Origin of the sequence: Rhizobium sp. BR 317, from assembly GCF_047445835.1 — a bacterium.
Taxonomy (GTDB): Bacteria; Pseudomonadota; Alphaproteobacteria; order Rhizobiales; family Rhizobiaceae; genus Rhizobium; species Rhizobium paranaense.
Window position 1 is genome coordinate 490,953 of the sequence record NZ_JARWLB010000002.1, and the last position, 23,958, is coordinate 514,910.

The 23,958-nt window shown below is 59.7% G+C and carries 26 protein-coding genes; 15 read left to right on the top strand and 11 right to left on the bottom strand.

Translation table 11 applies throughout. The features are described from left to right. Nucleotides 1-16: 16 nt before the first annotated feature. Nucleotides 17-598: a DUF1349 domain-containing protein gene (locus QD357_RS04985; protein WP_107108644.1), complete on the top strand. Its 582-nt coding sequence runs from the start codon at nucleotides 17-19 to the stop codon at nucleotides 596-598. Nucleotides 599-632: 34 nt separating this feature from the next. Here the strand turns inward: QD357_RS04985 and QD357_RS04990 are convergent, their stop codons facing one another. The 4 genes from QD357_RS04990 to QD357_RS05005 form a co-directional block, all read right to left on the bottom strand. Continuing rightward, nucleotides 633-974 carry a tRNA-binding protein gene (locus QD357_RS04990; RefSeq protein ID WP_107108844.1) on the bottom strand — a complete coding sequence of 114 codons (342 nt, stop codon included), beginning with the start codon at nucleotides 972-974 and terminating at the stop codon, nucleotides 633-635. A 25-nt stretch (nucleotides 975-999) separates the two neighbouring features. Further along, nucleotides 1,000-1,839, bottom strand: coding sequence for a pyrroline-5-carboxylate reductase (gene proC, locus QD357_RS04995; protein ID WP_414124087.1), 840 nt, complete (start codon nucleotides 1,837-1,839; stop codon nucleotides 1,000-1,002). Between the two features lies 1 nt (nucleotide 1,840). After that, nucleotides 1,841-2,341, bottom strand: a complete 501-nt coding sequence (locus tag QD357_RS05000) for a YbjN domain-containing protein (RefSeq protein WP_107108646.1) — start codon at nucleotides 2,339-2,341, stop codon at nucleotides 1,841-1,843. Nucleotides 2,342-2,730: 389 nt separating this feature from the next. Beyond that, on the bottom strand, nucleotides 2,731-2,991 hold the full coding sequence (locus QD357_RS05005) for an accessory factor UbiK family protein (RefSeq protein WP_107108845.1): 261 nt from the start codon (nucleotides 2,989-2,991) through the stop codon (nucleotides 2,731-2,733). Nucleotides 2,992-3,256: 265 nt separating this feature from the next. Here QD357_RS05005 and lgt point away from each other — a divergent pair, with 265 nt between their 5' ends. The 6 genes from lgt (at nucleotide 3,257) to QD357_RS05035 (ending at nucleotide 9,369) form a co-directional block, all read left to right on the top strand. After that, complete coding sequence (gene lgt / locus QD357_RS05010) at nucleotides 3,257-4,144, top strand: prolipoprotein diacylglyceryl transferase (protein ID WP_107108647.1); 888 nt, start codon at nucleotides 3,257-3,259, stop codon at nucleotides 4,142-4,144. Nucleotides 4,145-4,222: 78 nt separating this feature from the next. After that, entirely contained in the window at nucleotides 4,223-5,320 is a 1,098-nt protein-coding gene (locus tag QD357_RS05015; protein WP_107108846.1) for a class I SAM-dependent methyltransferase, read from the top strand. 126 nt (nucleotides 5,321-5,446) lie between these two features. After that, on the top strand, nucleotides 5,447-6,229 hold the full coding sequence (pgeF, locus tag QD357_RS05020; RefSeq protein WP_414124088.1) for a peptidoglycan editing factor PgeF: 783 nt from the start codon (nucleotides 5,447-5,449) through the stop codon (nucleotides 6,227-6,229). 1 nt (nucleotide 6,230) lies between these two features. Then, the gene (locus tag QD357_RS05025) at nucleotides 6,231-7,382 is read left to right on the top strand and encodes a M24 family metallopeptidase (protein ID WP_107108649.1); all 1,152 of its coding nucleotides are present in this window, start codon (nucleotides 6,231-6,233) and stop codon (nucleotides 7,380-7,382) included. Nucleotides 7,383-7,437: 55 nt separating this feature from the next. After that, on the top strand, nucleotides 7,438-8,331 hold the full coding sequence (locus QD357_RS05030) for a hypothetical protein (protein WP_107108650.1): 894 nt from the start codon (nucleotides 7,438-7,440) through the stop codon (nucleotides 8,329-8,331). Between the two features lie 105 nt (nucleotides 8,332-8,436). Further along, nucleotides 8,437-9,369 (top strand): ribose-phosphate pyrophosphokinase, encoded by a 933-nt coding sequence (locus tag QD357_RS05035; protein WP_028751659.1) that lies wholly within the window; start codon nucleotides 8,437-8,439, stop codon nucleotides 9,367-9,369. Nucleotides 9,370-9,385: 16 nt separating this feature from the next. Here QD357_RS05035 and QD357_RS05040 read toward each other — a convergent pair whose 3' ends face one another. The 3 genes from QD357_RS05040 to QD357_RS05050 all read right to left on the bottom strand — a co-directional run bounded on the left by QD357_RS05040 (nucleotide 9,386) and on the right by QD357_RS05050 (nucleotide 13,660). Further along, the gene (locus tag QD357_RS05040; protein WP_107108651.1) at nucleotides 9,386-10,621 is read right to left on the bottom strand and encodes an MFS transporter; all 1,236 of its coding nucleotides are present in this window, start codon (nucleotides 10,619-10,621) and stop codon (nucleotides 9,386-9,388) included. A gap of 25 nt (nucleotides 10,622-10,646) precedes the next feature. Then, nucleotides 10,647-12,104, bottom strand: a complete 1,458-nt coding sequence (locus QD357_RS05045; protein WP_107108652.1) for a hypothetical protein — start codon at nucleotides 12,102-12,104, stop codon at nucleotides 10,647-10,649. A 113-nt stretch (nucleotides 12,105-12,217) separates the two neighbouring features. Then, nucleotides 12,218-13,660: a hypothetical protein gene (locus tag QD357_RS05050; protein WP_107108653.1), complete on the bottom strand. Its 1,443-nt coding sequence runs from the start codon at nucleotides 13,658-13,660 to the stop codon at nucleotides 12,218-12,220. Between the two features lie 294 nt (nucleotides 13,661-13,954). Between QD357_RS05050 and QD357_RS05055 the strand changes: the two genes are divergently transcribed. From QD357_RS05055 to QD357_RS05075, 5 genes are all read left to right on the top strand, one after another. Then, entirely contained in the window at nucleotides 13,955-14,569 is a 615-nt protein-coding gene (locus QD357_RS05055) for a 50S ribosomal protein L25/general stress protein Ctc (protein ID WP_107108654.1), read from the top strand. A gap of 246 nt (nucleotides 14,570-14,815) precedes the next feature. Beyond that, nucleotides 14,816-17,182, top strand: coding sequence for an EAL domain-containing protein (locus tag QD357_RS05060; RefSeq protein WP_414124089.1), 2,367 nt, complete (start codon nucleotides 14,816-14,818; stop codon nucleotides 17,180-17,182). Between the two features lie 16 nt (nucleotides 17,183-17,198). Continuing rightward, nucleotides 17,199-17,930 (top strand): substrate-binding periplasmic protein, encoded by a 732-nt coding sequence (locus QD357_RS05065; RefSeq protein WP_107108656.1) that lies wholly within the window; start codon nucleotides 17,199-17,201, stop codon nucleotides 17,928-17,930. A 75-nt stretch (nucleotides 17,931-18,005) separates the two neighbouring features. Beyond that, nucleotides 18,006-18,722: an aminoacyl-tRNA hydrolase gene (gene pth, locus QD357_RS05070; protein ID WP_107108657.1), complete on the top strand. Its 717-nt coding sequence runs from the start codon at nucleotides 18,006-18,008 to the stop codon at nucleotides 18,720-18,722. A 1-nt stretch (nucleotide 18,723) separates the two neighbouring features. Continuing rightward, nucleotides 18,724-19,203: a GNAT family N-acetyltransferase gene (locus tag QD357_RS05075; RefSeq protein WP_107108658.1), complete on the top strand. Its 480-nt coding sequence runs from the start codon at nucleotides 18,724-18,726 to the stop codon at nucleotides 19,201-19,203. 15 nt (nucleotides 19,204-19,218) lie between these two features. Here the strand turns inward: QD357_RS05075 and clpS are convergent, their stop codons facing one another. Further along, nucleotides 19,219-19,530, bottom strand: a complete 312-nt coding sequence (clpS, locus tag QD357_RS05080) for an ATP-dependent Clp protease adapter ClpS (RefSeq protein WP_107108659.1) — start codon at nucleotides 19,528-19,530, stop codon at nucleotides 19,219-19,221. 259 nt (nucleotides 19,531-19,789) lie between these two features. On the opposite strand from clpS, the gene ychF reads away from it, so the two are divergent. Next, nucleotides 19,790-20,893 carry a redox-regulated ATPase YchF gene (gene ychF, locus QD357_RS05085; RefSeq protein WP_107108660.1) on the top strand — a complete coding sequence of 368 codons (1,104 nt, stop codon included), beginning with the start codon at nucleotides 19,790-19,792 and terminating at the stop codon, nucleotides 20,891-20,893. A 16-nt stretch (nucleotides 20,894-20,909) separates the two neighbouring features. Here the strand turns inward: ychF and QD357_RS05090 are convergent, their stop codons facing one another. Next, nucleotides 20,910-22,034, bottom strand: a complete 1,125-nt coding sequence (locus QD357_RS05090; protein WP_107108661.1) for a hypothetical protein — start codon at nucleotides 22,032-22,034, stop codon at nucleotides 20,910-20,912. A 183-nt stretch (nucleotides 22,035-22,217) separates the two neighbouring features. Here QD357_RS05090 and QD357_RS05095 point away from each other — a divergent pair, with 183 nt between their 5' ends. Both QD357_RS05095 and QD357_RS05100 read left to right on the top strand, forming a co-directional pair. Further along, entirely contained in the window at nucleotides 22,218-22,682 is a 465-nt protein-coding gene (locus tag QD357_RS05095; RefSeq protein WP_107108847.1) for a MaoC family dehydratase, read from the top strand. Then, entirely contained in the window at nucleotides 22,679-23,146 is a 468-nt protein-coding gene (locus tag QD357_RS05100; RefSeq protein ID WP_107108662.1) for a MaoC family dehydratase, read from the top strand. The genes QD357_RS05095 and QD357_RS05100 overlap by 4 nt, the downstream gene beginning before the upstream one ends. Before the next feature lie 38 nt (nucleotides 23,147-23,184). Here QD357_RS05100 and QD357_RS05105 read toward each other — a convergent pair whose 3' ends face one another. Both QD357_RS05105 and QD357_RS05110 read right to left on the bottom strand, forming a co-directional pair. Then, nucleotides 23,185-23,727 (bottom strand): adenine phosphoribosyltransferase, encoded by a 543-nt coding sequence (locus QD357_RS05105; protein WP_107108663.1) that lies wholly within the window; start codon nucleotides 23,725-23,727, stop codon nucleotides 23,185-23,187. 120 nt (nucleotides 23,728-23,847) lie between these two features. Further along, nucleotides 23,848-23,958: cytochrome c1 (locus tag QD357_RS05110; RefSeq protein ID WP_414124095.1), on the bottom strand; the 111-nt coding region annotated here is incomplete at its 5' end.

Consider the following 23,958-nt stretch of genomic DNA (forward strand, 5'->3'; position numbering starts at 1 on the left):
AAAGAGAGGACAGTGCATGCCGATCGATATCAACGACATGCATTGGCTCAATCTGCCACCGACCTGGGAAATGAACAACGGCCGGCTTTTCGTCCGTTCCGGCGACAAGACCGATTTCTGGCAGGGAACCTATTACGGCTTCCACCGCGACGACGGCCATTTCCTCGGCCGGCAGTGGCACGGCGACTTTACCGCCGAGATCACCTTCATCGGCCACTATCGCGAACTCTACGATCAGGCCGGGCTGATGGTCCGCCATGACGACACGCACTGGATGAAATGCGGGATCGAATATACCGACGGCGCCAAACATTTCAGCGTTGTCGTCACCAACGGCAATTCCGACTGGTCCGCCTTCCGGCTCGATCATGAGTTTGAGGCGCTGTCGGCGCGGGTGACCCGCAACGGCGACGCGCTTTTCATCCAATACCGCACCGACAAGATGAGCGAGTGGCGCATGGCCCGCCTCGCCTGGTTCGATCCGGCCCTCGAAGACGTCTCCATCGGCCCCGTCTTCTGCTCACCCCAGCGCGAAGGTTTCGAGGCAGAATTTCTGGATTTCAGTGTGACAGATCCCGTGTCGCGGGAGATTCACTGACAGATTACCTTCTCCCCGAGGGGAGAAGGCAAAATCACATCATCTTCCTGCCATTCGGCACCGGCTGGGTCACTGCTGCAAGCACGATCGCGCCGGCTTCATCCTCGAAGCCGAGGGTCAGCACTTCGGAGCGGACGGGCCCGATCTGGCGCGGCGGAAAATTGACGACGCCGAGGACCTGGCGGCCGACGAGGGATTCCGGTGTGTAGTGGACGGTGATCTGCGCCGAGGAGCGCTTGATGCCGATCTCCGGTCCGAAATCGATCTTCAACTTGAAGGCCGGCTTGCGTGCTTCCGGAAAAGGCTCCGCCTCGATGATCGTGCCGACGCGGATATCCACCCGCTCGAAATCGCCATAGGTGATCTCTTCCGCCATACGCATACCTCTTGATACAGGGAGATTAGCCCGCCAGTTCCTGCGCGCGCTTGCGCGCTGCCTCCAGCGCCTCGTCGAACAGAGGCTGCATGCCATCTTCCGCCATCAGAACGGCAAGGGCGGCGGCAGTGGTTCCGCCGGGAGACGTCACATTCTGACGCAGACGCGAAGCGTCATCGGGGGACTGATGCAACAATTCACCAGCCCCCGCGACAGTTTCCCGTGCGAGGCGCATGGCGAGGTCCGCCTGCAGGCCGAGCTTCCGGCCTGCCTCCGCCATGCACTCGACGAGATAAAAGACATAAGCCGGCCCGCTGCCGGAAACGGCCGTTACGGCATCGATATCGGCCTCCGCCGGCACCCATTCGACTGGACCGGACACCTTCAGAAGATTTTGCACCAACTGTCGCTGGCGCTCGCCGACTTTGGCGTTGGCAAACGCGCCGGTGACGCCACGGCCGACCATCGCCGGCGTGTTCGGCATGGCGCGCACCATCGCCGCTTCACCCAGGCTTTGCTCAAGGAACGCAAGCGTCTTGCCGGCAGCGATCGACACCACCACCGTATTCGGTCCGATCGACGCCTTGAACGGCGGCAATACGGCTTCCATAACCTGCGGCTTCACCGCAATGAAGAGAACGCCGGCGATAACCCCTTCGGGAACGCCGGCAACATGCTTCGCGCCGGCATCGGCGATCAACTTCAGCATCGCCTCGGACGGCTTGGGATCGACGACAGTTACCGAGGAACCCGGCACGCCGTTTTTCAGCCACCCCGTCAACAGAGCGCCGCCCATGTTCCCGGCCCCGATCAGGATGATGGGATCGGAGGATGCAAAAGCGCTCGATGATGCCTCTGTTGCCATATCAGGCTTCGCCCACGGTTTCGAAAAGAACGGCTTCCATGGCGCGATTTGCGTCAAGGCCGGACCATACTACAAATTGGAAGGCCTGATAATAAGCCTCACAGGTGTCAAGGGCATTGGACAGCAGCACTTCCACCTGCCGGTTGGTCGGCTCGGCGCCGCCGGAAAGCAGCAGCGACTGACGGAAGATCACGATATCCTCCTGCCGCCACAGATCGAAATGTCCCATCAGCACCTGACCATTGATGCAGGACAGCAGCTTGATGACCTCGTTGACACGAGGATCGGGAACCTTGATGTCGAAGGCGCAGGCAATGTGCAACGCCTCGAACTCCTCCATCCACGAAAAGGAGACATGATAATCCGTCCATCGACCTTCGACGGTCATGGCGATTTCATCCTCGCCGGACCGCTCGAACGACCAGTCGTTATTGGCGGCTACGAATTCGATCATATCGACCGGATTCGATTGTCGTTCGATTTCCAATTCCATAAGGCTCATGCAGCACCTTTTTGACCGGAATGAATGCAGCTTCCCGTGCTCGAACACTGAAAGAACGCAAACAGTTTTACTCCGGAAACATCCTCGGGATGATGTTGAACGGCTGCCAGACTAACGCATCCACCCTGCCCGGAGCTTACCAAGTCCGTTTCGAATCATCATTTAAAATCAGTGTATAACGGCATGCCCGACATGCCAGCCCCTCATCGGAGATTTGGCGAAGGGCGCTGTGGACAGCTCCTCCGACGTCTATTCAGAAGGGAGTCATAACTGACTCTGACGATTGGCTTTTTTGCCTGTGTCCACAGGTGGAAAAACTGTCGAAAATTTTAGAGGAAAAATGCGCGGCAGACGCGTGCCGCGCCGATTTTACGCAAAATGAATTGCGATTACTTGCTTTCGGAGGAAAGACGCGCTTCCAGCGCTTCGATTCTGGCAAGCAGCGCTTCGTTTTCGTCGCGTGCCTTGATCGCCATTTCGCGAACGGCTTCGAACTCCTCGCGCTTGACGATATCCAGGCTGTTCAGCCAACGCTCGGCCTGGGCATTGAACGCGGTTTCGATCTCGCGGCGCACGCCCTGGGCAGCACCGGCGGCATCGGTCATCAGCTTGGCGAATTCATCCAAGATACGGTTCGGTCCAGTGCTCATAGTGATCTCCTTGCGGCCGTCGGCCCCGAAAATGGACGGCATCATATGAGGGGCCAGATAGATCTGAGGTAAGATTTCCCAGGGTCCGATGCAAGCAAATTGAGATAGAGCGGGACAACCAGTCCCGCTCTGCGAGACACACGAATAATCGACTTGACCGTTTCAATAGTGAACGCCATGTTCCGCGCACATTGGATTTAGCATGCTCTTATCCAAAAAAACGCACAGAGTTTTTGGGAATCATGCTGTAACGGACGCGAAAATCTTGCTGACATCAGCCAATCTTGCCGCCATCCTGCCGTTTCCGGATATCAATCCGATCGCCTTTTCGCTCGGCCCGCTGTCGGTCCACTGGTACGGTCTTGCCTATGTTGCTGGCATTCTGCTCGGCTGGTTCTATGCGAGACGGCTCGTCGACAATGGCAAGCTTTGGCTGAACGACACCGCGCCGGTGACGCGGGCGCACCTGGACGACTTTCTTCTGTGGGTGGCCTTCGGCATCGTGCTCGGCGGACGCATTGGTTACATCCTGTTCTACGATCTCGATCCGGTACTCGCCAATCCGATTCGCGCCATCGAGGTCTGGAATGGCGGCATGTCTTTCCACGGTGGATTGATTGGCACGACCATCGCCATGATTTTGTTTGCCAATCGCAACAAGATTCCGGCCTGGAGCCTGTTCGATATCGTCGCCGCCGTCGCCCCGATCGGCCTTTTCTTCGGCCGCATCGCMAATTTCATCAATGGCGAACTCTGGGGCCGGACCACCGATGTGCCCTGGGCAATGATTTTCTGCAGCCCGCATATCATCGCCGCTCACCAGGGCGCCTGCCCTGCCGGCCTTGATCCGCGCCACCCCAGCCAGCTCTATGAAGCCGGCATCGAGGGCATCGTGCTCTTCACCGTCCTCTTCATCCTCACGCGCTGGGCGTTGGCGCTGAAGAAGCCCGGCACCGTCAGCGGCGTCTTTGTCATCGGTTACGCCTGCTCGCGCATTTTCGTCGAATTCTTCCGTCAGCCTGACGAACAGCTCGGCTATCTGCTTGGCACGAACTGGCTGACCATGGGCATGGTGCTCTCCCTGCCGATGGTAGCGATCGGCCTGTGGGCCGTGATCCGCGCCCGCCACGTTGCAGCCAGACAGACGGCTTGAACTCTAGGTTTAATGTCGCATGATCCGCCCGGAAGCCGTTTCATATTTTTCGGGACCATGCTTTAGCGAGACCAAATGATGACGACCGCGCTCGGAGAAAAAATCAAAGCCATCATCCGCGCCAACGGACCGATCAGCATCACCGACTTTTTCTCGCTCTGCCTCGCCGATCCGCAGCATGGCTACTACAAGACGCGTGAGCCCTTCGGCCGCATGGGCGATTTTGTCACGGCACCCGAGATCAGCCAGCTTTTCGGCGAGATGATCGGCGTCTTCATGGTGCATGCCTGGCAGCGCCACGGCACGCCGGCCGATATCCGCCTCGTCGAAATCGGCCCCGGCCGCGGCACGATGATGGCGGATATGCTGCGCGTCATCGCCAAGCTCGCGCCGCCGCTCTATGACGCGATGAGCGTGCATCTGGTCGAGACCAGCGAGCGGCTGCAGGGGTTTCAGCGCCAGACGCTTGAAGCGCATGGCGATAAGGTTTCCTGGCATTCGGATTTCGATGACGTACCGGCGGGCTTCACGCTTCTTGCCGCCAACGAACTGTTCGACGCCATTCCCATTCGCCAGTTCGTCCGCACCGCTAACGGTTTTCGCGAGCGCACGGTGGGGCTCGACGTCGATGACGAGCTGACTTTCACGGCCGGCGTCGCGAGCCTCGACCCCGCGCTTCTTCCCGCCGGGCCGCTGCCGCCGATCGGCACGATCTTCGAGATCGCCCCTGCCCGTCAGGCGGTCATGACGACGATCTGCGACCGGATCGCAGCCCATGGCGGCACAGCGCTCGCCATAGATTACGGCCATATGGCAACAGGCTTCGGCGATACGCTGCAGGCCGTGCGCATGCATGAATACGACCCACCACTGGAGCACCCCGGCGAAGCGGACCTTACCAGCCATGTCGATTTCCAGCATCTGGCCGAAACCGCTCTCGCATCCGGCCTGCATATCAACGGATGCTGTCATCAAGGCGATTTTCTCATCGGCCTTGGACTGCTGGAGCGGGCTGCAGCGCTTGGCCGCGACCACGACGCCGCTATGCAAGAGAACATCCGCGCCGCCGCCGAACGGCTCGCTGGCGCCGGCGAAGGCAAGATGGGTGAGCTTTTCAAGGTGCTGGCCGTCTCCAGTCCGGCGATCGATCTTTTGCCCTTTCGTCCAGTCCGCTGATCAACACTATTGACTTCCGCGGATTGACAGAACGCGCATCGCTGGGCCAACATCCCCCTCAAATCGAACCGCTTCGCCACAGAAGCGTTATTTCCAGCACGAAAGAACATATCAAGGGACGCAGCATTGCCGACTCCGATCGAAAGCACGCTGCTGAGCGCCGCCAAGAGCGCCGGCATCCGTCACGGTTATTTCACCCGTGACGGCGGCGTTTCAGAGGGCCTTTATCGCGGATTGAATGTCGGCCTCGGTTCCAACGACAGTCGGGAGCATGTCCAGGAAAATCGTCGTCGCGTCGCCGCCTGGTTCGGCCTGCCGTTGGAACGGCTTGCAACCGTACATCAAATCCATTCGCCCGACGTGATTGCAGTCKACGCGAACTATGACGGCACTCGCCCGCAAGCCGACGCCATGGTGACGGCGACGCCGGGGATTGTGCTCGGCGTGCTCGCCGCCGATTGCGGGCCGATCCTCTTCGCCGATCCTGCAAACCGGGTGATCGGTGCCGCCCATGCCGGCTGGAAGGGCGCACTGACAGGCGTCCTGGAAAACACCATCGAAGCCATGCTTGCGCTTGGCGCCAAGCGGGAGACGATTATGGCCTGCCTTGGCCCCTCGATCAGCCAGGCGAGCTACGAGGTCGGCCCGGAATTCGTGGATCGTTTCGTCAGCCACGATCCAAGCTATGCCAAGTACTTCATTCCGTCCGAGCGGACCGGTCATGCGATGTTCAACCTGCCAAATCTGACGATCGACCGCCTGCGCAAGGCCGGCGTGATCGCCGAAAACCTCAATCTCTGTACCTATCCCGATCCCGACCGCTTCTTCTCCTATCGCCGCACCACGCACGCGAAGGAGCCGGATTACGGCCGGCAGATTTCCGCCATTGCCATCGAGGAGACGTTCTAAAATGGCCCTGCATTTCGAGCGCAGCGAATTCGACGCCCGCCTAGCCCGCCTTCTTGCAAAAATGCAGGAGGAAAAACTCGACGCCATGCTGCTCTTCGCGCAGGAAAGCATGTACTGGCTGACCGGCTACGACACCTTTGGCTACTGCTTCTTCCAGACGCTGGTGGTCAAGGCTGACGGCACGATGGTGCTGCTGACCCGCTCGGCCGACCTTCGCCAGGCACAGCTCACATCGGTCATTTCCGACATCCGCATCTGGGTTGATCGCGTCAACGCCGATCCGACGCTCGATCTCAAGGAATTGCTGGTCGAGCTCGATCTCCTCGGCAGCCGCATCGGCGTCGAATACGACACCCATGGCATGACTGGCCGCGTGGCGCGCTTGCTTGACAACCAGATTTCCACCTTCGGCCAGATCATCGACGCCTCCTACCTCGTCAGCCGGCTGCGCCTCGTCAAAAGCCCGACGGAAATTGCCTATGTCGAGCGCGCCGCCGCGCTCGCCGATGATGCGCTGGACGCAGCGCTTGCCTTGATCAAGCCCGGCGCCGATGAGGCCGACATTCTCGCCGCCATGCAGGGCGCGATTTTTTCAGGCGGCGGCGATTATCCCGCCAATGAATTCATCATCGGCTCCGGCGCAGAGGCCCTGCTCTGCCGCTACAAGGCCGGCCGCCGCAAGCTGGATGCCCATGACCAGTTGACCCTCGAATGGGCTGGCACCTATGCCCATTACCACGCCGCCATGATGCGCACGGTCGTCATTGGCGACCCCACGCACCGCCACCGCGAACTCTACAATGCCTGCCTCGAGACCATTCAGGCGATCGAAACGGTGCTGAAGCCTGGCCATACCTTCGGCGACGTCTTCGATATGCATGCCAAGATCATGGACGAGCGCGGCCTTGCCCGCCACAGGCTGAATGCCTGCGGCTACTCGCTCGGCGCCCGCTTCTCGCCCTCCTGGATGGAGCACCAGATGTTCCATATCGGCAATCCGCAGGAGATCGAAGAAGGCATGTCGCTCTTCATCCACATGATCATCATGGACTCCGACACCGGCACCGCGATGACGCTCGGCCAGACCTACCTGACGACCTCTCAGGCTCCAAAATCTTTGTCGCGTCACCAGCTCGAATTTCTTAACCGTTAGCGGCTTAAAATAGCGATCCTGAACGGGGTGACCGTCTAAGGAAGGGATCGCGTAAATGGGACTGGTCAGGACAACGTTTGTTTCCGTTGGCTTCTGCTTCGCGCTCGCCGCCTGCAACACGACGGATGCCCTGACCCCGCCCGAGACGATCGGCGATGCCGGCTCCAGCCCCGTCACCCAGCGCGATGTCGAGCGCATGGCCGCCGCGCCGCAACGCCAGCAGAACTATGAAACCGCGCAGGACAGCTACAGCTATCAGCGGCAGGGCTATCAGCAGCAGGGATATCAGTCGCAAAACTATGGCGGCGGTGGCTCGCTCGACGATCAGGCGGCTGCGCTGAGAAGCGGCGGCCGCAATCCCTATGCCTCCCGCCCGCTCGACGGCTCGCGGACCGCCTCCATCCAGTCACAGGATTCGCAGGCTTCGGAAACCGACGAGCAGCGCGAGGCCGACCGCCGCCTCTCCGATGATCCTCAGCCACAGCCGCAGCGGCAACAAGCGGCTGAAGACCAGCAGGACGATCAGCAGCCTGAACAACAGCAACAACAGCAAGCCTCCCGTCCCCCTGCCGCAGCGACGGATAGAAACAGCGTCCGCTTCCTGCCGATCATCGGCGCCCCGGTTGAGGCAGTAACACCGCTGTCGCGTCAGCTTGGCGCAGAGGCCCGCGCGCTCGGCCTGACGATCAAGAGCTCCAGCGATTCCAGCGCGAGCTTTATCCTGAAGGGCTATCTCTCGGCCTTCCAGGACGGGCCGCAGATTTCCGTGACCTATGTCTGGGACGTTCTCGACAACAGTGGTGCCCGCCTGCACCGAATCCAGGGATCGGAAAGCGCGCCGCTGAAGCGTGGCGATCCGTGGGCCGCCATCCCGCCCTCCGTCATGCAAAAAATCGCCACTGAAACCATGTCGGAATTCAATTCTTGGCGCGACTCTCGCCGTGGATAGCCACAAGCTTTTCAGAAATATGAAAGCTATCGCACTCTAGCCCCTTGCATTCGAGAGCAAGGCGGTTAAAAGCGCGGCTATCAGGTTGGTAATAGGCGGGCCACAATGAAGGTTTTCGCAGGGAATTCGAACCGGCATCTCGCCGAAGCGATCTGCAATTATCTCAACGTTCCCTTGGGAAAGGCCAGTGTCCGGCGTTTCGCGGACCAGGAAATTTTCGTTGAAATTCAGGAAAACGTGCGTGGCGAGGATGTTTTCGTCGTCCAGCCGACCTCGTTTCCGACCAACGATCATCTCATGGAACTGCTGATCATGATCGATGCGATGCGCCGCTCGTCGGCGCGGCGCATAACGGCAGTCATCCCCTATTTCGGCTATGCCCGCCAGGATCGCCGCGCCTCGGGGCGCACGCCGATCTCGGCCAAGCTGGTAGCCAATCTGATCACCGAGGCAGGCGCCGACCGCGTTCTCACCCTCGACCTGCACGCAGGCCAGATCCAGGGCTTCTTCGATATCCCGACCGACAATCTCTATGCGATTCCGGTGCTGACCCGTGACATCAAGGCCAATTACGACATCAGCAATGTCATGGTTGTCTCCCCTGACGTCGGCGGTGTCGTGCGCGCCCGTGCGCTCGCTAAACGCCTCGACTGTCTGTTGGCGATCGTGGACAAACGCCGCGACCGCCCGGGCGAATCCGAAGTGATGAACATCATCGGCGAAGTGGCCGGCAAGGATTGCATCCTGATCGACGATATCGTCGATTCCGGCGGCACGCTCTGCAACGCAGCCGATGCCCTGCTCGCACAAGGCGCGGCAAGCGTCACCGCCTATATCACCCACGGCGTTCTCTCCGGCGGCGCCGTGACCCGCGTGGCAAACTCGAAACTGAAGGAACTGGTGATCACTGATTCCATTCAGCCGACKACCGCCGTGCAATCGGCGCCCAATATCCGCGTCATCACCACTGCAAGCCTTATCGGCGAAGCCATTAATCGTACCAGCCAGGAAGAATCGGTTTCGAGCCTGTTCGACTAAAGGCCACCGGATTTTCTCATGCGGGTTTCGCATCGACTGGATGGCTTTGCCTCCAGGCGAGCAATCCTATGCCAATAAGCCCGGAGACAAAGACCGCCGCACCGGCACCCATAATCGATGGGCCGATGCCGAACCAGGCAAATAGGCTGGGCGACATGAGATAGGCCAGGAAAAGGCCGAGGAAGATCGCGCACATCAGCAAGCGATAGACCTGCGCCAATCGATGCGGCTCGCTGCGCGTCTGCATCAGGTGCAGCATGGCGAGGTTCTCGAACGGGCCATTGATGGCGGCGAGAGATGCGACGACCATCAGCCATATCCGGTCATGCATCAGCGGCAGCAGAAAGACGCCGGCGCCAAAAATAAGCTTCGCCGCAATGATCCACACCACCGGTCGACGCGGTTTGACACTGCTGAGGATCAAATTGGTCGTCAGATTGCCAACGCCGTAAGCCGTCATCATCAGACTGTAATCCGTCAAGGGATCGGCGCTGGTCTCACGCAGGTGCAGCAGCATTCCGAGCAAAATGCCCATCGCCCAGGCGATATTCCCCATCAGGTTCGTAAACAGCCCATAGAGTATGGCGGCATGGCCCCGCGCCATCCGCCAGCCGCCCAACACGCCGTCGATCACCGCCGCCGTTCCCGAGAAATCGCGACGCCGCGGCGCGGACGGCAATTTGGCGACGGCCAGCCACACCGCGAGAGCCGAAAGCAGGAAAGTCGCCGCCGTCACCGTGAAGAACTGCGATTTCGGCAGGAAGCCGTTGACCAGCGCAATCATGCTCGGCCCGAGGATACGGGCCATGCGCCTCGTCGCGTCGAACAATCCATTGGTCGCATGACGAATATCGGGATCGACCGCGATGGTGGGCAACGTTGCCTGGAGCGACGGATCGAAGGCGGCCGTCAGCAAGGCAATGCACCCGGCGAGCACCATCAACAATGGCAAGCTCATGAAATGCATGAGGCCGGTGACGGATAGCACCAGCAATAGAAGCGTACGCAGCACGTCGGCCGAGATCATCGTCGTGCTGTGCCGCCAGCGATCCGTTAGAATGCCACCGAACAGGCTGCCGAAGAGAAGCGCCCCCGATTGCAAGGCGGAAACGTAACCCGCATCACGGCCGATGAAATCCGCCGCAATCCAGACGACGGCGACCATGTAGAACTCGGATCCGGTCGCCGCCAAAACCTGACCGGCCCACAAAAGCGAAATCGAGCGTTGGGCCAGCGGCTTCAAGACAAACATAGTGGCATTCTGAAATTTGGGCGGCTTATTTGATGGCTTGCCCGTTGATCGTTATGGACTCGTCGTCGGCGATGCTGACGTCCCAACGCGCGCGCCCGTCGGGATCGGTCTTTGCAAACCCCTTGGCCATCATCAGGCCGAAGGACAATTGGCTGAGGTCCGGCTCCGTTTTCGCCGCGTCTTGGACGGCTGCGATGGTCTTGTCGAGATCGCGCGCAAGCACCGTCATCGTCATGGAGACACGATCCTTGTCGTTCAACCAGCCGCGCATGCTGCCGGAAGCCTGGATGTCATAGAGGCCTGAGACCGCACTGATTTTCGGGAAATTGATCGTCATCGTTCCGTCCGGGAACATCGCCTGCTGCAACTTTTCATCCATGGATGCCGTTCCCGCAGAATTGTTGAAATCGGTCTGCTGCAGAACATCCATCAGGGCGGAAAAATTCAGGTTGGGGAACTGCATCTGCAGTTCGGCGGCATCGGGAATGAAGGCGACATAATCCTGAGGCACCAGGCCGGAGGCCAGGGTAAGCTTCTCGGCCCGCATGCCGAAATCGGCATTCATCGCATTAGCCGGCCCCGCGATCTTGAACGAGTAGCCCATCTGCTGCAGTCCGCCGTTGCCGAGCGGAGTCGTCACGGAAATATCCTTGGCGGAGACAGACTCTTCAAGCGAGCCGACCAGCGGCATCGCGTTCCGCAGCAATGCCTTGAGCGCCGCACTTTCGCTGTCAGACAGGGTTTTCGTGTCCTTGTGGTCGGAAACGAAGCGCAAGATCTCGTTCAGCGCCTTAAGCGGCAGCTTGGTCGCATTGGCCCTGAAATCGATCGCTCCGATCTTGAATTCGCCCAAAGTTGCGTCATCGGAAGAAACCTTATCGTGGAAGGATTGCAGGCCCCCCATCATCTGAAGGTCGAGCTTATCCGGCTCGCCGCTGCTGGATGAGGAGAGCGCGTAGTTGATACCATCGATCGTGATATCGTTGTTCTCGACACCGTTGGTGTCGGTGGTCTTGGTGGCAAGCGTAATGCCGTTGCCCTTCACGTCCATCGAACGAACATAGTGGATGGCAGGGTCGAAGACGCCGGAGAAACTGGATGATGCCACCGCATAACGGAGCGCGACATCCGGGCTGCTGCCGGGCTTCGAACGGGCCGTGACGTCGATCGCATTGTTCCCCTCGATGTTCCAAAGGCCGCCGTCCTGCGGCGTGGCAAGGGCCATCAGCGGCTTGAGCCCCGCAACGTCGAAACCGCTGATATTCAATTTGTCGAAGAGCTTCTGCAGGTCATAGGTGATTTCGTAGTGACCGCTCGCCGGCGTCACAGTCACAAAGCCGCTTTTAACGAGATCGTCGGGCAGGAAATGCGTCAGGTTGCCGAGCAGGTCCTTGGCCCCCTGCTCATTGACGTCAGCCGCCTGCGAGGCGCCGGCCAAGCCGACGGCAAAAGCCGCGGCAGCGGCAACTGTTCTAAAACGCATAATTCACCCCCGTGATACTAGGAAAAACAATTTGAAAGCGGGAAAACCCTAAACGTGATTCTCAATTGAATGATGACGGTGCATGCGCGCTGGCGCCCAAGCTGGACGTGGCCTCAAAGCCCCTTCATCACCTGCCCGTTCACCGTGACGGTCCGGTTTTCGTCCATCGTGACATCCCAGCGCAGGCGGCCATCCGGATCGGTCTTGGCAAAGCCCTTGGCGGCCATCAGGCTGAAGGAAACGCCGTTCAGTTGCGGGTCCGTCTTTGCTGCATCCTGAATGGCAGCAACCGTCTTGTCGAAATTGCGCGCGAGGACCGTCGCCTGCAGCGAATAGCTTGGATGGTGCTTCGTGGAGCCCTTCAACGCGCCGGAGACCTCGAGGTCATAGACGCCGGAAGCCGCGCTGATCCTCGGGAATTCGAGGGTCCCGTAACCGCTCGGGAACATGGTGCGCTTCAATGCTTCGCCGGAAACCGGCGTTGCACGCGTCGACACTGCGTCCAGAACCGTGTCGATGATCCCTTCGAAATTGACGTTGGGAATTCCGAGCTGCACATCGACCGTTTCCGGCAGGAAAGGCGCGTAGGCCGGCGGAATAAGGCCGGCATCCGGTGTGAAATGCTCCGCCCGCAAGCCGAAATTGATGTTGGAGGCCTTTGTCAGACCATCCATCTTGAAACTGTAGTCCAACGTCTTGAGGCCGACCTTCCCTTTGTCGGTCGATACCTCTGCGTTGTTCAGCGTCACCGTCTCGTTCAGCGAACCGAATCCCGGCAAGGCGCGGCGCACCAGCTCCTCGAACTTTTCGCTGCCGCTCTCCGATAACTGTTTTGCCTTCACATGCTGGACGAAGAAGCGGATGAGCTCACGCAACTCCTTCGCCGGCAAGCTCGTTGCGGTCACTTTGACATCGACGCTATCGGCGCTCAGGCCGACGGATGGCGCGCCGGGTGCCGTGATCTGCTCGTTGAGATGCTGCAGCATGCCCTGCGATTGCAGGTCCACCTTGCCGGTCTCGCTGCTGTCGGTCACCGCATGGCTGAAGGACGCGCTGTCGATGGTGGCATCCACCTTGCGCCCGCTATTTTTACCGCTGCCGATGCTGGAAAACTTGGCACCGTTGCTCTTCACATCGATCGACCGCATCATCTCGATCGACGGGTCGAAAATGCCGTCAAGCGAGCTGGATGCGACCGAATAGGTTATGTCCGACGCCGGCGAATGAACCGAGACGTCGATGCTGTTGTCGCCCTTCAGATGCCATCTGCCTTGATCCAGCGGCTGCGCGAACAGCGACAGCGGCTTCAGGCCGGTAACGGAAAGCGCGCTGGAATTGACCTTGTCGAAGAATTTCGCGAGATCGTAGGTAATCTCATACTGATCGCCGGCCGGTTTGACGGCGACAAAACCGCTGCGGGCGAGATCCCGCGAGAGCGAATGCGTCAGGATACCGCGCAGTTCCTTTGCGCCCTGCTCGTTGACTTCAGCCGCCTGCGAAACGCCAGCGAGACCGATGGAAAAAACTGCGGCGGCGGCGATAGCCTTGGGGCCCATACCCGACCTCTCCCTTTGACGCTGATCGATTGGAGTCGACTGTTGAAGAGGCCGAACGTATATGTCAAGCCATTGATAGAAATAGCATCGTCGGCTCTTTATCATGAGTTGCATTGTCATCACAGATGCGCTTTCTCCGGAGATGCTTGCACCGTCGGCATCTTTGTATTATACGCCACGCGTCCGCGTAGACACCCTTGGAGGCAACGCGGATGAGGTAGGGCTTGCCCTCCTCCAGTTCAACCGGTTCTGATGAACGGATGAACTCTCCAAATAACCTCGAAAGGAATAGCCATGAGCCACGAAAGCTACGAGCTCAAGGCCGAGGCGCGCGAACGGGTTGGTAAGGGGTCCGCCCGTGAACTTCGCCGCAACGGTTTCATTCCCGCTGTCATCTATGGTGACAAGCAGGCCCCTATTTCGATCGCTCTCAACACCAATGAGGTGACGAAGCGCATTCATGCCGGTGGTTTCCTCACCACGATCGCGACGATCGACGTCGACGGCAAGAAGATCAAGGTTCTGCCGAAGGACTACCAGCTCGATCCGGTCCGCGACTTCACGGTCCACGTCGATTTCCTGCGCGTCTCCGGCAACACCCAGGTGACCGTTGAAATCCCGGTTCACTTCGAAAACCATGAAAAGTCCCCGGGCCTCAAGGCTGGCGGCGTGCTGAACATCGTTCGCCACGAAGTCGAAGTCCATTGCCCGGCCGATGCGATCCCCGAATTCTTCACTGTTGATCTGTCCGGTCACAAGGGCGGCGCCAGCATCCACATTTCGGATATTACGCTGCCGAAGGGCGTGTCCCCGGTCATCGCCGACCGCGACTTCACGATCGCAACGATCGTCGCTCCGGCTGCCGGTCTTGCAGAAGAAGAAGCTGGCGAAGAAGAAGCCGGCGCTTAATCGGCATCTTCATCGTGACGCATTCAGACCCGCCTCCCCTCTGGGGATGGCGGGTTTTTCATGTATAACTTCTAATAAAAGCAAAAAKAAATCTATTCGTTTTTGAAATTAATACTCGATTTAAATCCATTAACTCCCCGGTTTTTCAGCAACATTTAACAAATTCGTGAAAGTTTACGCGAAAGAGTTGTAGAGAACGGCCAACCCCAAGATCAGCCGGTCTACGACTGGGGAGCAAGCGGAACTATGAGTCATTCCGTCGAAAACAGGTTTTTCGCGATCGTCTGCGGCGCGCTGCTGGTTTTCGTCGCGCCGCTCTTCGTGCTGTTCCTCTTCCTTTCGTCCGAACGCGCCGAAAAGGAAATCAAAGACCATATCTCCGTCCTGCTCGTCGCCAATGCCCAGGCGCTGGCAAAGCCGCTGTGGGACCTCGATGAAGACAGCGTCACTCAGATCAGCGCGACGACGGTCGCCGAGGGTGCGATCGTCAAGGTCAATGTCCGCGACGTCTCCGGCCAGCTCGATGTTACGCAGACGACCATCCCGAGGTCCTACAAGGGCCTGCTGGAGTCCATCGCCCGCCCGATCATCTACAACGGTGTGGACGGCCCGAAAAATCTCGGCACCATTACCGTCTATTACCCCGCGCTCGGCCTCTTCGACGGCTTGAAGAATGAGGAGATCGTTTTCATCTCGATCTTCATCTTCGCCGTGCTGACCGTCTTTGGCGCGGCCCTCATCGGCAACCGCATCTTCATCATCCAGCCGCTGATGCGGCTGACCCACGCCGTCGAAGCGACCCGGCGGCTCGGCTCGCGCCATCATGTGGATTGGCAGTCGAACGACGAAATGGGCCGCCTCGCCAGCAGCTTCAACGACATGCAGAGCAAGCTGGAGCGTGAGGAAACCGAACTGAAGCTTGCCCACCGCCGCGCAACGGACACCTATAACCTGACGCCGGCCATGCTCTTTTCGCTCKACAAGGACGATTACATCGCCGCCGTCAGCGATTATTGGCTCGCCGCGACCGGCTATGCCCGCTCCGAGGTGCTGGGACGTAAATTCGCAAGCTTGGTCCTGCCGGAATCGCGCGAGAAATATACCGAACGCAAACGCAGCCGTTTGGACAGCGCCGCCCGTCTCGACGTTACGGTTAAATTCCTGTGCCGGGATGACCGGATCATGGACGTGCTGATCCTCGAAACCACGGCGATCCAGGATGGTGTTTCGCTCTCGGTCATGACCGACGTCACCGACCTCAAGCAGTCCGAAGACCGCAACCTCCGCCAGGCGATCACCGACCATCTGACCGGCCTTTTGAACCGTCAGGGTTTCGAAACGGCGCTCGATGCCAAGATCAACGAGGCGGATCTGCGCAAGCGCGAACTCGCCTGCCTCTTCGTCGATCTCGACCGCTTCAAATGGATCAACGACAATATGGGCCATGCCGCCGGTGACGCAGCGCTCCGCGAGCTGGTTTCGCGCATGCAGTCGCGATTGGTCCCGGGTGATATTGCCGCCCGCCTCGGCGGCGACGAATTCGCCATCCTGCTGCTCGCCGAAGATGCCGAGAAGAGAGCGATCGACATGGCCGCCCGGATCGCGGAGGTCTTCGACACGCCTTTCGGTGGCGACGCCCGCCTCAGCGCCAGCATCGGCATCGCCATCTACCCGCGTCATGCCGCCAACGCCGCAGAACTGCTGCTGAAATCCGACATCGCGATGTATGCGAAAAAGCGCGACGGCAAGAACGGCGCGCAGATCTTCGACAACAGCATGCTGGACGATTCCCGCCGCCGCGCCGAGCTGGAAAGCCATATCGAAAGCGGCCTGAGCGACGACTGGTTCGAGGCGCATCTTCAGCCGATCGTCAATATCGATGATCGCTCCATCGCCGGCTTCGAAGCGCTGATGCGCCTGCATCACCCGCAGAAGGGCATCCTGCCGCCGGCACGGATCATCGACGTTGCCGAGGAGACCGGCTCGATCGTGCGCATCGGCAATCGCGTCATGGAAAAGGCGATCTCCCACTTTGCCCGTCTCTCGCGCCTCGACGGCATGCAGGACACCTATCTCGCCATCAATTTCTCGCCGCTGCAATTCGAGTCCGGACTGCCGATGCGCATCGCGGCCCTGCTGTCCCGCTACGATATCCGCCCCGAACGCATCGTCGTCGAAATCACCGAAGCCGTGCTCATGGACGACAATCCGGAGACACGCACGGTCATCAACGAGATCTGCCGCTACGGCTGCCGCATCGCGCTCGACGACTTTGGCACCGGCTACTCTTCGCTGAGCTACATCAACCGCTTCCCGGTCGACATCATCAAGATCGACCAATCCTTCATCCGCGCGATCAACGACATTGCCTCGGATGTCAGTCTCAAGAGCCGTATGCTGGTCGAAAGCATCACGACCTTGTCGCACAAGATGAACTGCACCGTGATTGCAGAAGGCATCGAGACCGAGGAAGAGTGCGCTACCCTGCGCGCCATGGGGCTCGACTACGGTCAGGGCTACCTGTTCCACCGGCCGCAGCATCCGAACGACCTGATGAAGGCGCTTGCGGGACCGCGAGCTGATCACCTTACCCCTGTGGCGCAAGCATCATAGAGAAACGAGGAACTACATGCGAAAACTGCTGCTCCTGGTATTTTTCGGCCTGTCCTCCCTCACGCTCCTCCACGGGGCGCAAGCCGCAACCGTCAACTTTACCACGGAAGAATATCCGCCCTTCAACTATCGCGACGGCAAGACTCCCGTCGGCGCGACTGTCGAGCAGGTGGAAAAGATAATGACGGACATCGGCGTCGACTATTCGATCGAGGTGCTGCCCTGGGCGCGAGCCTATAATGAGGCACTGACGGCACCGATGACCTGCGTCTTTGTCGCCGCTCACAACAATGAGCGCGACAAGCTGTTCAAATGGGTCGAGCCGCTGCTGGTCGATCGCAACGTCCTGATCAAGCATACCGGATCCAGCGTCACCGCCACGACGCTGGACGAAGCGCGGAAGTATCTCGTCGGCACATGGCGGGGCGATTATACCGAGACGACGCTGCGGCAAGCCAATTTTGCAAGGATCGATATCGGCGCCGACTTCAAGGCAACACTCAAAAAGCTTATGAGCGACCGTATCGACCTGATGCCGATATCTGAATTCTATTTTGACAAGCTGAAGCAGGACGGAGACGCCGTTGAAAAGGTCACCGTTCTCTCCGAACAGCCGATGAGCATCGCCTGCCACAAGGATTTCCCGAACGATCTTCTGAAGAAGATGCAGGCCGCGCTGGACAAGCTGATCGCCGACGGCACGCAGAAGCAGATATTCCTGAAGTACGGCCTGCACCTCGGCAACTGACGCGGTTGCTGCCTTGACTTTGCCGCCAATTCGCTGTCGTGAAGGGCATCGGCATTTTCCAAGGGGTGAAGCGCAATGCTTCTTATCGCGGGTCTCGGCAATCCCGGCGCCAAATATCAGGGCAATCGTCACAATATCGGCTTCATGGCCGTGGACGCGATCCATCGCCGCCACAGCTTTTCGCCCTGGTCGAAGAAATTCAGGGCGGAGATTGCCGAAGGCGAACTCGGGGGCCAGAAAGTTCTGCTGATCAAGCCGCAGACCTTCATGAATCTCTCGGGTGAATCCGTCGGCGAGGCCATGCGCTTCTACAAGCTGGAGCCTTCCGATCTCGTCGTGATCTATGACGAACTCGATCTGGTGGCCGGCAAGGCACGGCTGAAGACCGGCGGCGGCCATGGCGGCCATAACGGCATCAAATCGATCGACGCCCATTGCGGGCGCGAATACCGGCGGCTGCGTCTCGGCATCGGTCATCCCGGCGTCAAGGAGCTGGTGCACAATCACGTACTCGGCGATTTCGCCAAGGCGGACCGGAGCTGGCTGGAGCCGCTGTTCGACGCGCTCGCCGACAATGCCGACATGCTGGTGCGTGGCGAAGATTCGCAGCTCATGAACAAGATCGCTCTGGCCCTCGGCGGCAAGGCGGAAGAAGAAGCGCCGAAGCCGGAAAAGAAGGCCGTGGCCAAATCGCACATCCACCAGGCGCGCAGTCACAATCAGCCGCGGATGCCTGAGAGCGGCCCGATGGCCGAGATGCTGAAGAGAATGTTCGGCAAGAAGGGCGATTGAAATGGCGGAGCCAGCAGGAGACGGGGCCGCGGACATTGTAATCCGTCCGGCCGCCACCGGCGACCTGCTAGCGCTGCTGGCTCTCTACCGCCATCTCAACCACGACGATCCCGACATGGATTTGGGCTTTGCGGAGGACCGCTTCGCGGCGATTTTAGCCCATCCGGGCATGACGATCTTCGTCGCCTTCGAAGGCAACCTCGCGGTTTCCTCCATCACCCTGGTCGTCATCCCCAACCTGACGCGTCGTGGCGCTTCCTATGCGCTGATCGAAAACGTCGTCACCCATGCCGACCATCGCCAGCGTGGCCACGCACGGGCGCTGATCAAAACGGCCATCGCAACGGCCTGGGAGAAGAATTGCTATAAGGTGATGCTGCTCACAGGATCGAAGGAGCCGGCGACGCTGCGCTTCTATGCCAAATGCGGCTTCACGCAGGACAAGACCGGTTTCCAGATCCGGCGTCCTGCCGCAGGCTGATAGCTCTGCCCGAGCCTATTCTTCCGGTTCCGTGGTGAACATCAGCGGGAAACCGGCGCTCTTCGCCAGATCGATCGCTTCCTTTGCCCTGGTTTCGGCAATATCCCTGGCGCAGACCATGACAACGCAGGTGCCGAGCTTATGCGCGGTCATCATGACGCGATAACCGGTCTCCTCGCTCATACGGAAGACCGCCTTCAGCACCATGATGACGAATTCGCGCGGGGTGTAATCGTCATTGACGAGAATGATCTTGTAAAGCTTCGGCCGATCGAGCTTCGGCTTCGTCTTAGTCTTCGGTTTTAGGACGACATCATTGTCACTCATCGGGCTCACCGTTGATGACAGGGAAAAAGGATTTGTGGCTGATAGCAAATTTATACTGCACCGCAACCAGTCATTCAAGGAAAACAACGTTTTCGGTAGGACCGGCAGATCAATCGATCGTGAGGAACAGCTCCTATCGCTGGCGCTTCCGGCTTCCCTTCTCTACAGAAAAACGGCGCATCCGCCCTGCAAGGCTTGACCCGCAACGGCCCTTCGCCCATACGCACAGCAAAGTTTTTCAAGATATGGACAAGGTGCCATGGGTTTCAAATGCGGTATCGTCGGATTGCCGAATGTCGGCAAGTCCACTCTCTTCAATGCGCTCACCAAAACGGCGGCGGCGCAGGCGGCGAATTATCCCTTCTGCACGATCGAGCCGAACACGGGTGAAGTGGCGGTTCCCGATCCGCGCATGCGCAAGCTTGCCGACGTCGCCAAGTCGAAAGAGCTGATCCCGACGCGTATCTCCTTCGTCGACATCGCCGGTCTGGTGCGCGGCGCGTCGAAGGGCGAAGGCTTGGGCAACCAGTTCCTCGCCAATATCCGCGAAGTCGACGCCATCGTTCATGTGCTGCGCTGCTTCGAAGACAGCGACATCACCCACGTCGAAGGCCGCATCAATCCGGTCGCCGACGCCGAGACGATCGAGACCGAGCTGATGCTCGCCGACCTCGAAAGCCTGGAGCGCCGCACCGAGCAGACGCGCAAGCGCGCCACCGGCAAGGACAAGGAATCCATGGCGATGCTGCCGATCATGGATGCCTCGCTCCAACTGCTGAACGAAGGCAAGCCGGTGCGCACCCTGCTGTCGAAGCTCGACGCTGAGGAAATCCGCATCCTCAAGGGCTTGAACCTTCTGACCTCGCACCCGGTCCTCTATGTCTGCAACGTCGCCGAGGCCGATGCCGCAACCGGCAACGAGCACACAGCCGCCGTCGCCGCCATGGCGAAGGAACAGAATTCCGAAGTGGTGATCATTTCCGCCGCCATCGAAGCGGAAGTGGCGCAGCTCCCCGAAGACGAATCCAAGGAATTCCTCTCCGCTCTCGGCCTAGACGAAGCCGGCCTCGACCGGCTGATCCGCGCCGGCTATAAGCTGCTGCACCTCATTACCTATTTCACCGTAGGTCCGAAGGAAACACGCGCCTGGACGATCGAACGGGGCACCAAGGCCCCGCAGGCCGCCGGCGTCATCCATTCCGACTTCGAACGCGGCTTCATTCGCGCCAACACCATCGCCTATGACGACTACATCGCCTTCAACGGTGAAACGGGCGCCAAGGAAGCCGGCAAGGCGCGCGACGAAGGCAAGGAATACGTCGTCCAGGACGGCGACGTCATCCACTTCCGCTTCAACACGTAAGACAGGATTACCGGCCTCAGCGGAGCGCCGGCAGCCTCCCCTGGACGGATGCCGGCAGCAGCCGGACGACAGCGCGGCGCAGATGTGGCCAGCCGACACCGATCACCAGCACGATCAGGCCGACAATCATCAGCACGATGAAGCTGACCTTGTCGAGCCCGGCATTGTTCTGCCGGAGAATGGCCCCGATGGCGACGCCTAGCGACGTCAGCCCTGCGGTCACGAAAGCACGTCTGTCGATGATCAGACCGACCAGCATCATGATCACCACAATGGCGACGATGATCAGCGCCTGCGCGTAGCCGCCATACTCGGCGGTGGCAGCGAAAAATGTGCCGCTGCTGCCGGCCCTAATCTGAAATGCCAGCAGGATCGCGGTGTAAAGCAGCGCCGGCGCCGTGACGAGATGCAGCCAGAAAGCCACATCCGAGCGACGCGTCCTGCGGCTGGGATCGCTGAGATCGAAACGCATCGCCACGGCAAATGCCCCAAGTGCGGCCGCAAACATGATGCCGAGCGACGGCAGCGGATAATTCAGCACGACATCCGATGTGCCGGTGGCAAGACCGATCAGATAGAAAACGGCGGCGAGCAATAGCGTGAACAGCGAGAAGAGCAGCATCGCCAGTGACAGGGGCACGCGATAGCGCCAATAAAAGAGCGCAAGCAGCGGCGGGAACGGCAAGGCAATCGTCATCCAGGAGGTCATGAGGCCCAGGCCGCCGGCATTTTGCGTACCGAAATGCATGACGGCTACCCAGAAGGTCCAATGGACCAACGCGATCGTCAACACGACGGCGGGAAGCGCCAGACGTTGGCGGCGGACCAGGATTTCGGCCAGGATGATGATGGCCGGTAGTGGACCATAATAGCCGGTGAGCCCCCACAGGCCAACAAGCAGGACGATGATGCCGATGGTGATTAGCACGTCATGGAAGCCACGAATGAAACGCGGCGCTTCGCTGTCCTCCAGCGGGTTCGCCACGTCGTCCTCGCGAGGCTGCGAAAGATCGTGCCTGATGGTCGCCCCTTTGACGCCGATATTTCGCTCGGCGAGATAAGGCAAAAGCCGTGTGGCCTGATCCGAGGAGATGATCCCCTCGCCGGCGGCGCCTTCCAGCGCGGTCTTGAGATCGCTCATGTCATTCCTGCCTGATGATATCGTTGCCCAGCCTCATCATATCGCCGGTACACAATCAAGGGCTGCGAGGCAGCCGACACCATTCGCCGCGCCTCTTTTCCCATAGCGGCCATGAAAATGCTTGCACCATTGCCGCCTCGCATGCGATTGCGCACGGACGGAATGAAGAGACTGGTGACGGATATGGCAAAATTGACATATGAGGATTTTCAGCCCGAACAAGTGTTTCCGCTCGGCCCGAAACATGTGACCGCGGAAGAGATCGTCGAGTTTGCGCGCGAGTTCGATCCGCAACCGATGCATCTCGACGAAGCTGCCGGTCGCGCCAGCATCCTGGGCGGGCTCGCAGCCTCCGGCTGGCACACCTCGGCAATGTTCATGCGCATGATGACCGACAGTTATCTGCTGAACACCGAGGCCGAAGGCGCACCGGGCATCGACTTCATGGACTGGAAGAAGCCGGTTCTGGCAGGCGATACGCTCTCGGGACGGTCGATCGTGCTCGAATCCCGCGCCATGCGTTCCCGCCCCGGCATCGGCATTGTCCGATTCCGTCATGAGGTGGAAAACCAACGCGGCGAGCTCGTTTGCCTCGGCGAAAACGCGACGATGATCCGCATGCGCTTACCCATGGAGGTTTCCGCATGAAGATGACGGAGCTTTATCCGATCGGTGCGCGCGCCGAGATCGGCAACCATACGTTCACCGCCGAAAATATCGTCCGTTTCGCCTCGCGCTTCGATCCGCAGATTTTCCACATGGATGCGGAAGCGGCCAAACACACATTGTTCGGTGGGCTCTGCGCCTCCGGTTGGCATACCTGCGCGGTCTGGATGCGCACCTTCGTCGACTATTGGAAAAGCGAAACCGCGCGCCTCCAGGCCGAAGGCAAAAAACCGCCAAATCTCGGCCCTTCTCCCGGGTTCCAGAAGCTGCAATGGCTTCGCCCGGTCTTTGCCGGCGACACCGTCGCCTACGGCGTGACCTTGCTTGCCAGCCGCCCCTTGGCGTCACGCCCCGGCTGGACGCTCAACACCATCCTCTGCGATGGAGCCAACCAGCACGGCGCGGCAGTGTTGCGGTTCGAAAGCACCGTGCTGGAATTCGAGTAAAGCCTTCGCCCCTTTTGGAGGTGAAGGCATGCTGTTCTTCAATGCCCTGCGAATTCCACCAGGGTGTGAACCGGCACATCGAGCGCTTCCAGCTTCTTGCGGCCACCGAGATCCGGCAGGTCGATGACGAAGCAGGCGGCAACGACCTGGGCGCCGATCTGGCGCAGCAATTGGGTGGCGCCCACTGCGGTGCCGCCGGTAGCGATGAGGTCGTCGACCAGGATCACCTTCTCGCCGGGATTCACCGCATCGCGATGCATCTCCATCTCATCGACACCATATTCCAGGCTATAGGCGATGCGCACGATATCGTGCGGCAGCTTGCCCTTCTTGCGGATCGGCACGAAGCCGGCCGACAACTGATGCGCCACCGCGCCGCCCAGAATGAAACCGCGTGCCTCCATGCCGGCGACCTTGTCGATCTTGGTGCCGGCGTAGGGCTGCACCAGCGCGTCGACTGCACGGCGAAATGCCTTGGCATTGCCGAGCATCGTGGTGATGTCACGGAAGATGATGCCGGGTTTTGGATAATCCGGAATGGAGCGGATGCTGGCGGCAAGCTCCGAAGCGATAGTGTCCATGTAAATATGTGCTCTCAGGCTATGATTGGGCGCGGCGCACACTATCAAGACGGCGTGCTCGATACCAACAAAAAAGGCGACCCTGAAGGCCGCCTTTCGCTGATTGCATGGCTGAGGCGCTTAGTGGGCGCCGGCCTTGGCATAGACCGAACGCTTGGTGAGGTAGATCAGCGCCGAGAAGATCAGCAGGAAGATGATGACCATGAAGCCGAGTTGCTTGCGGTCTTCGAG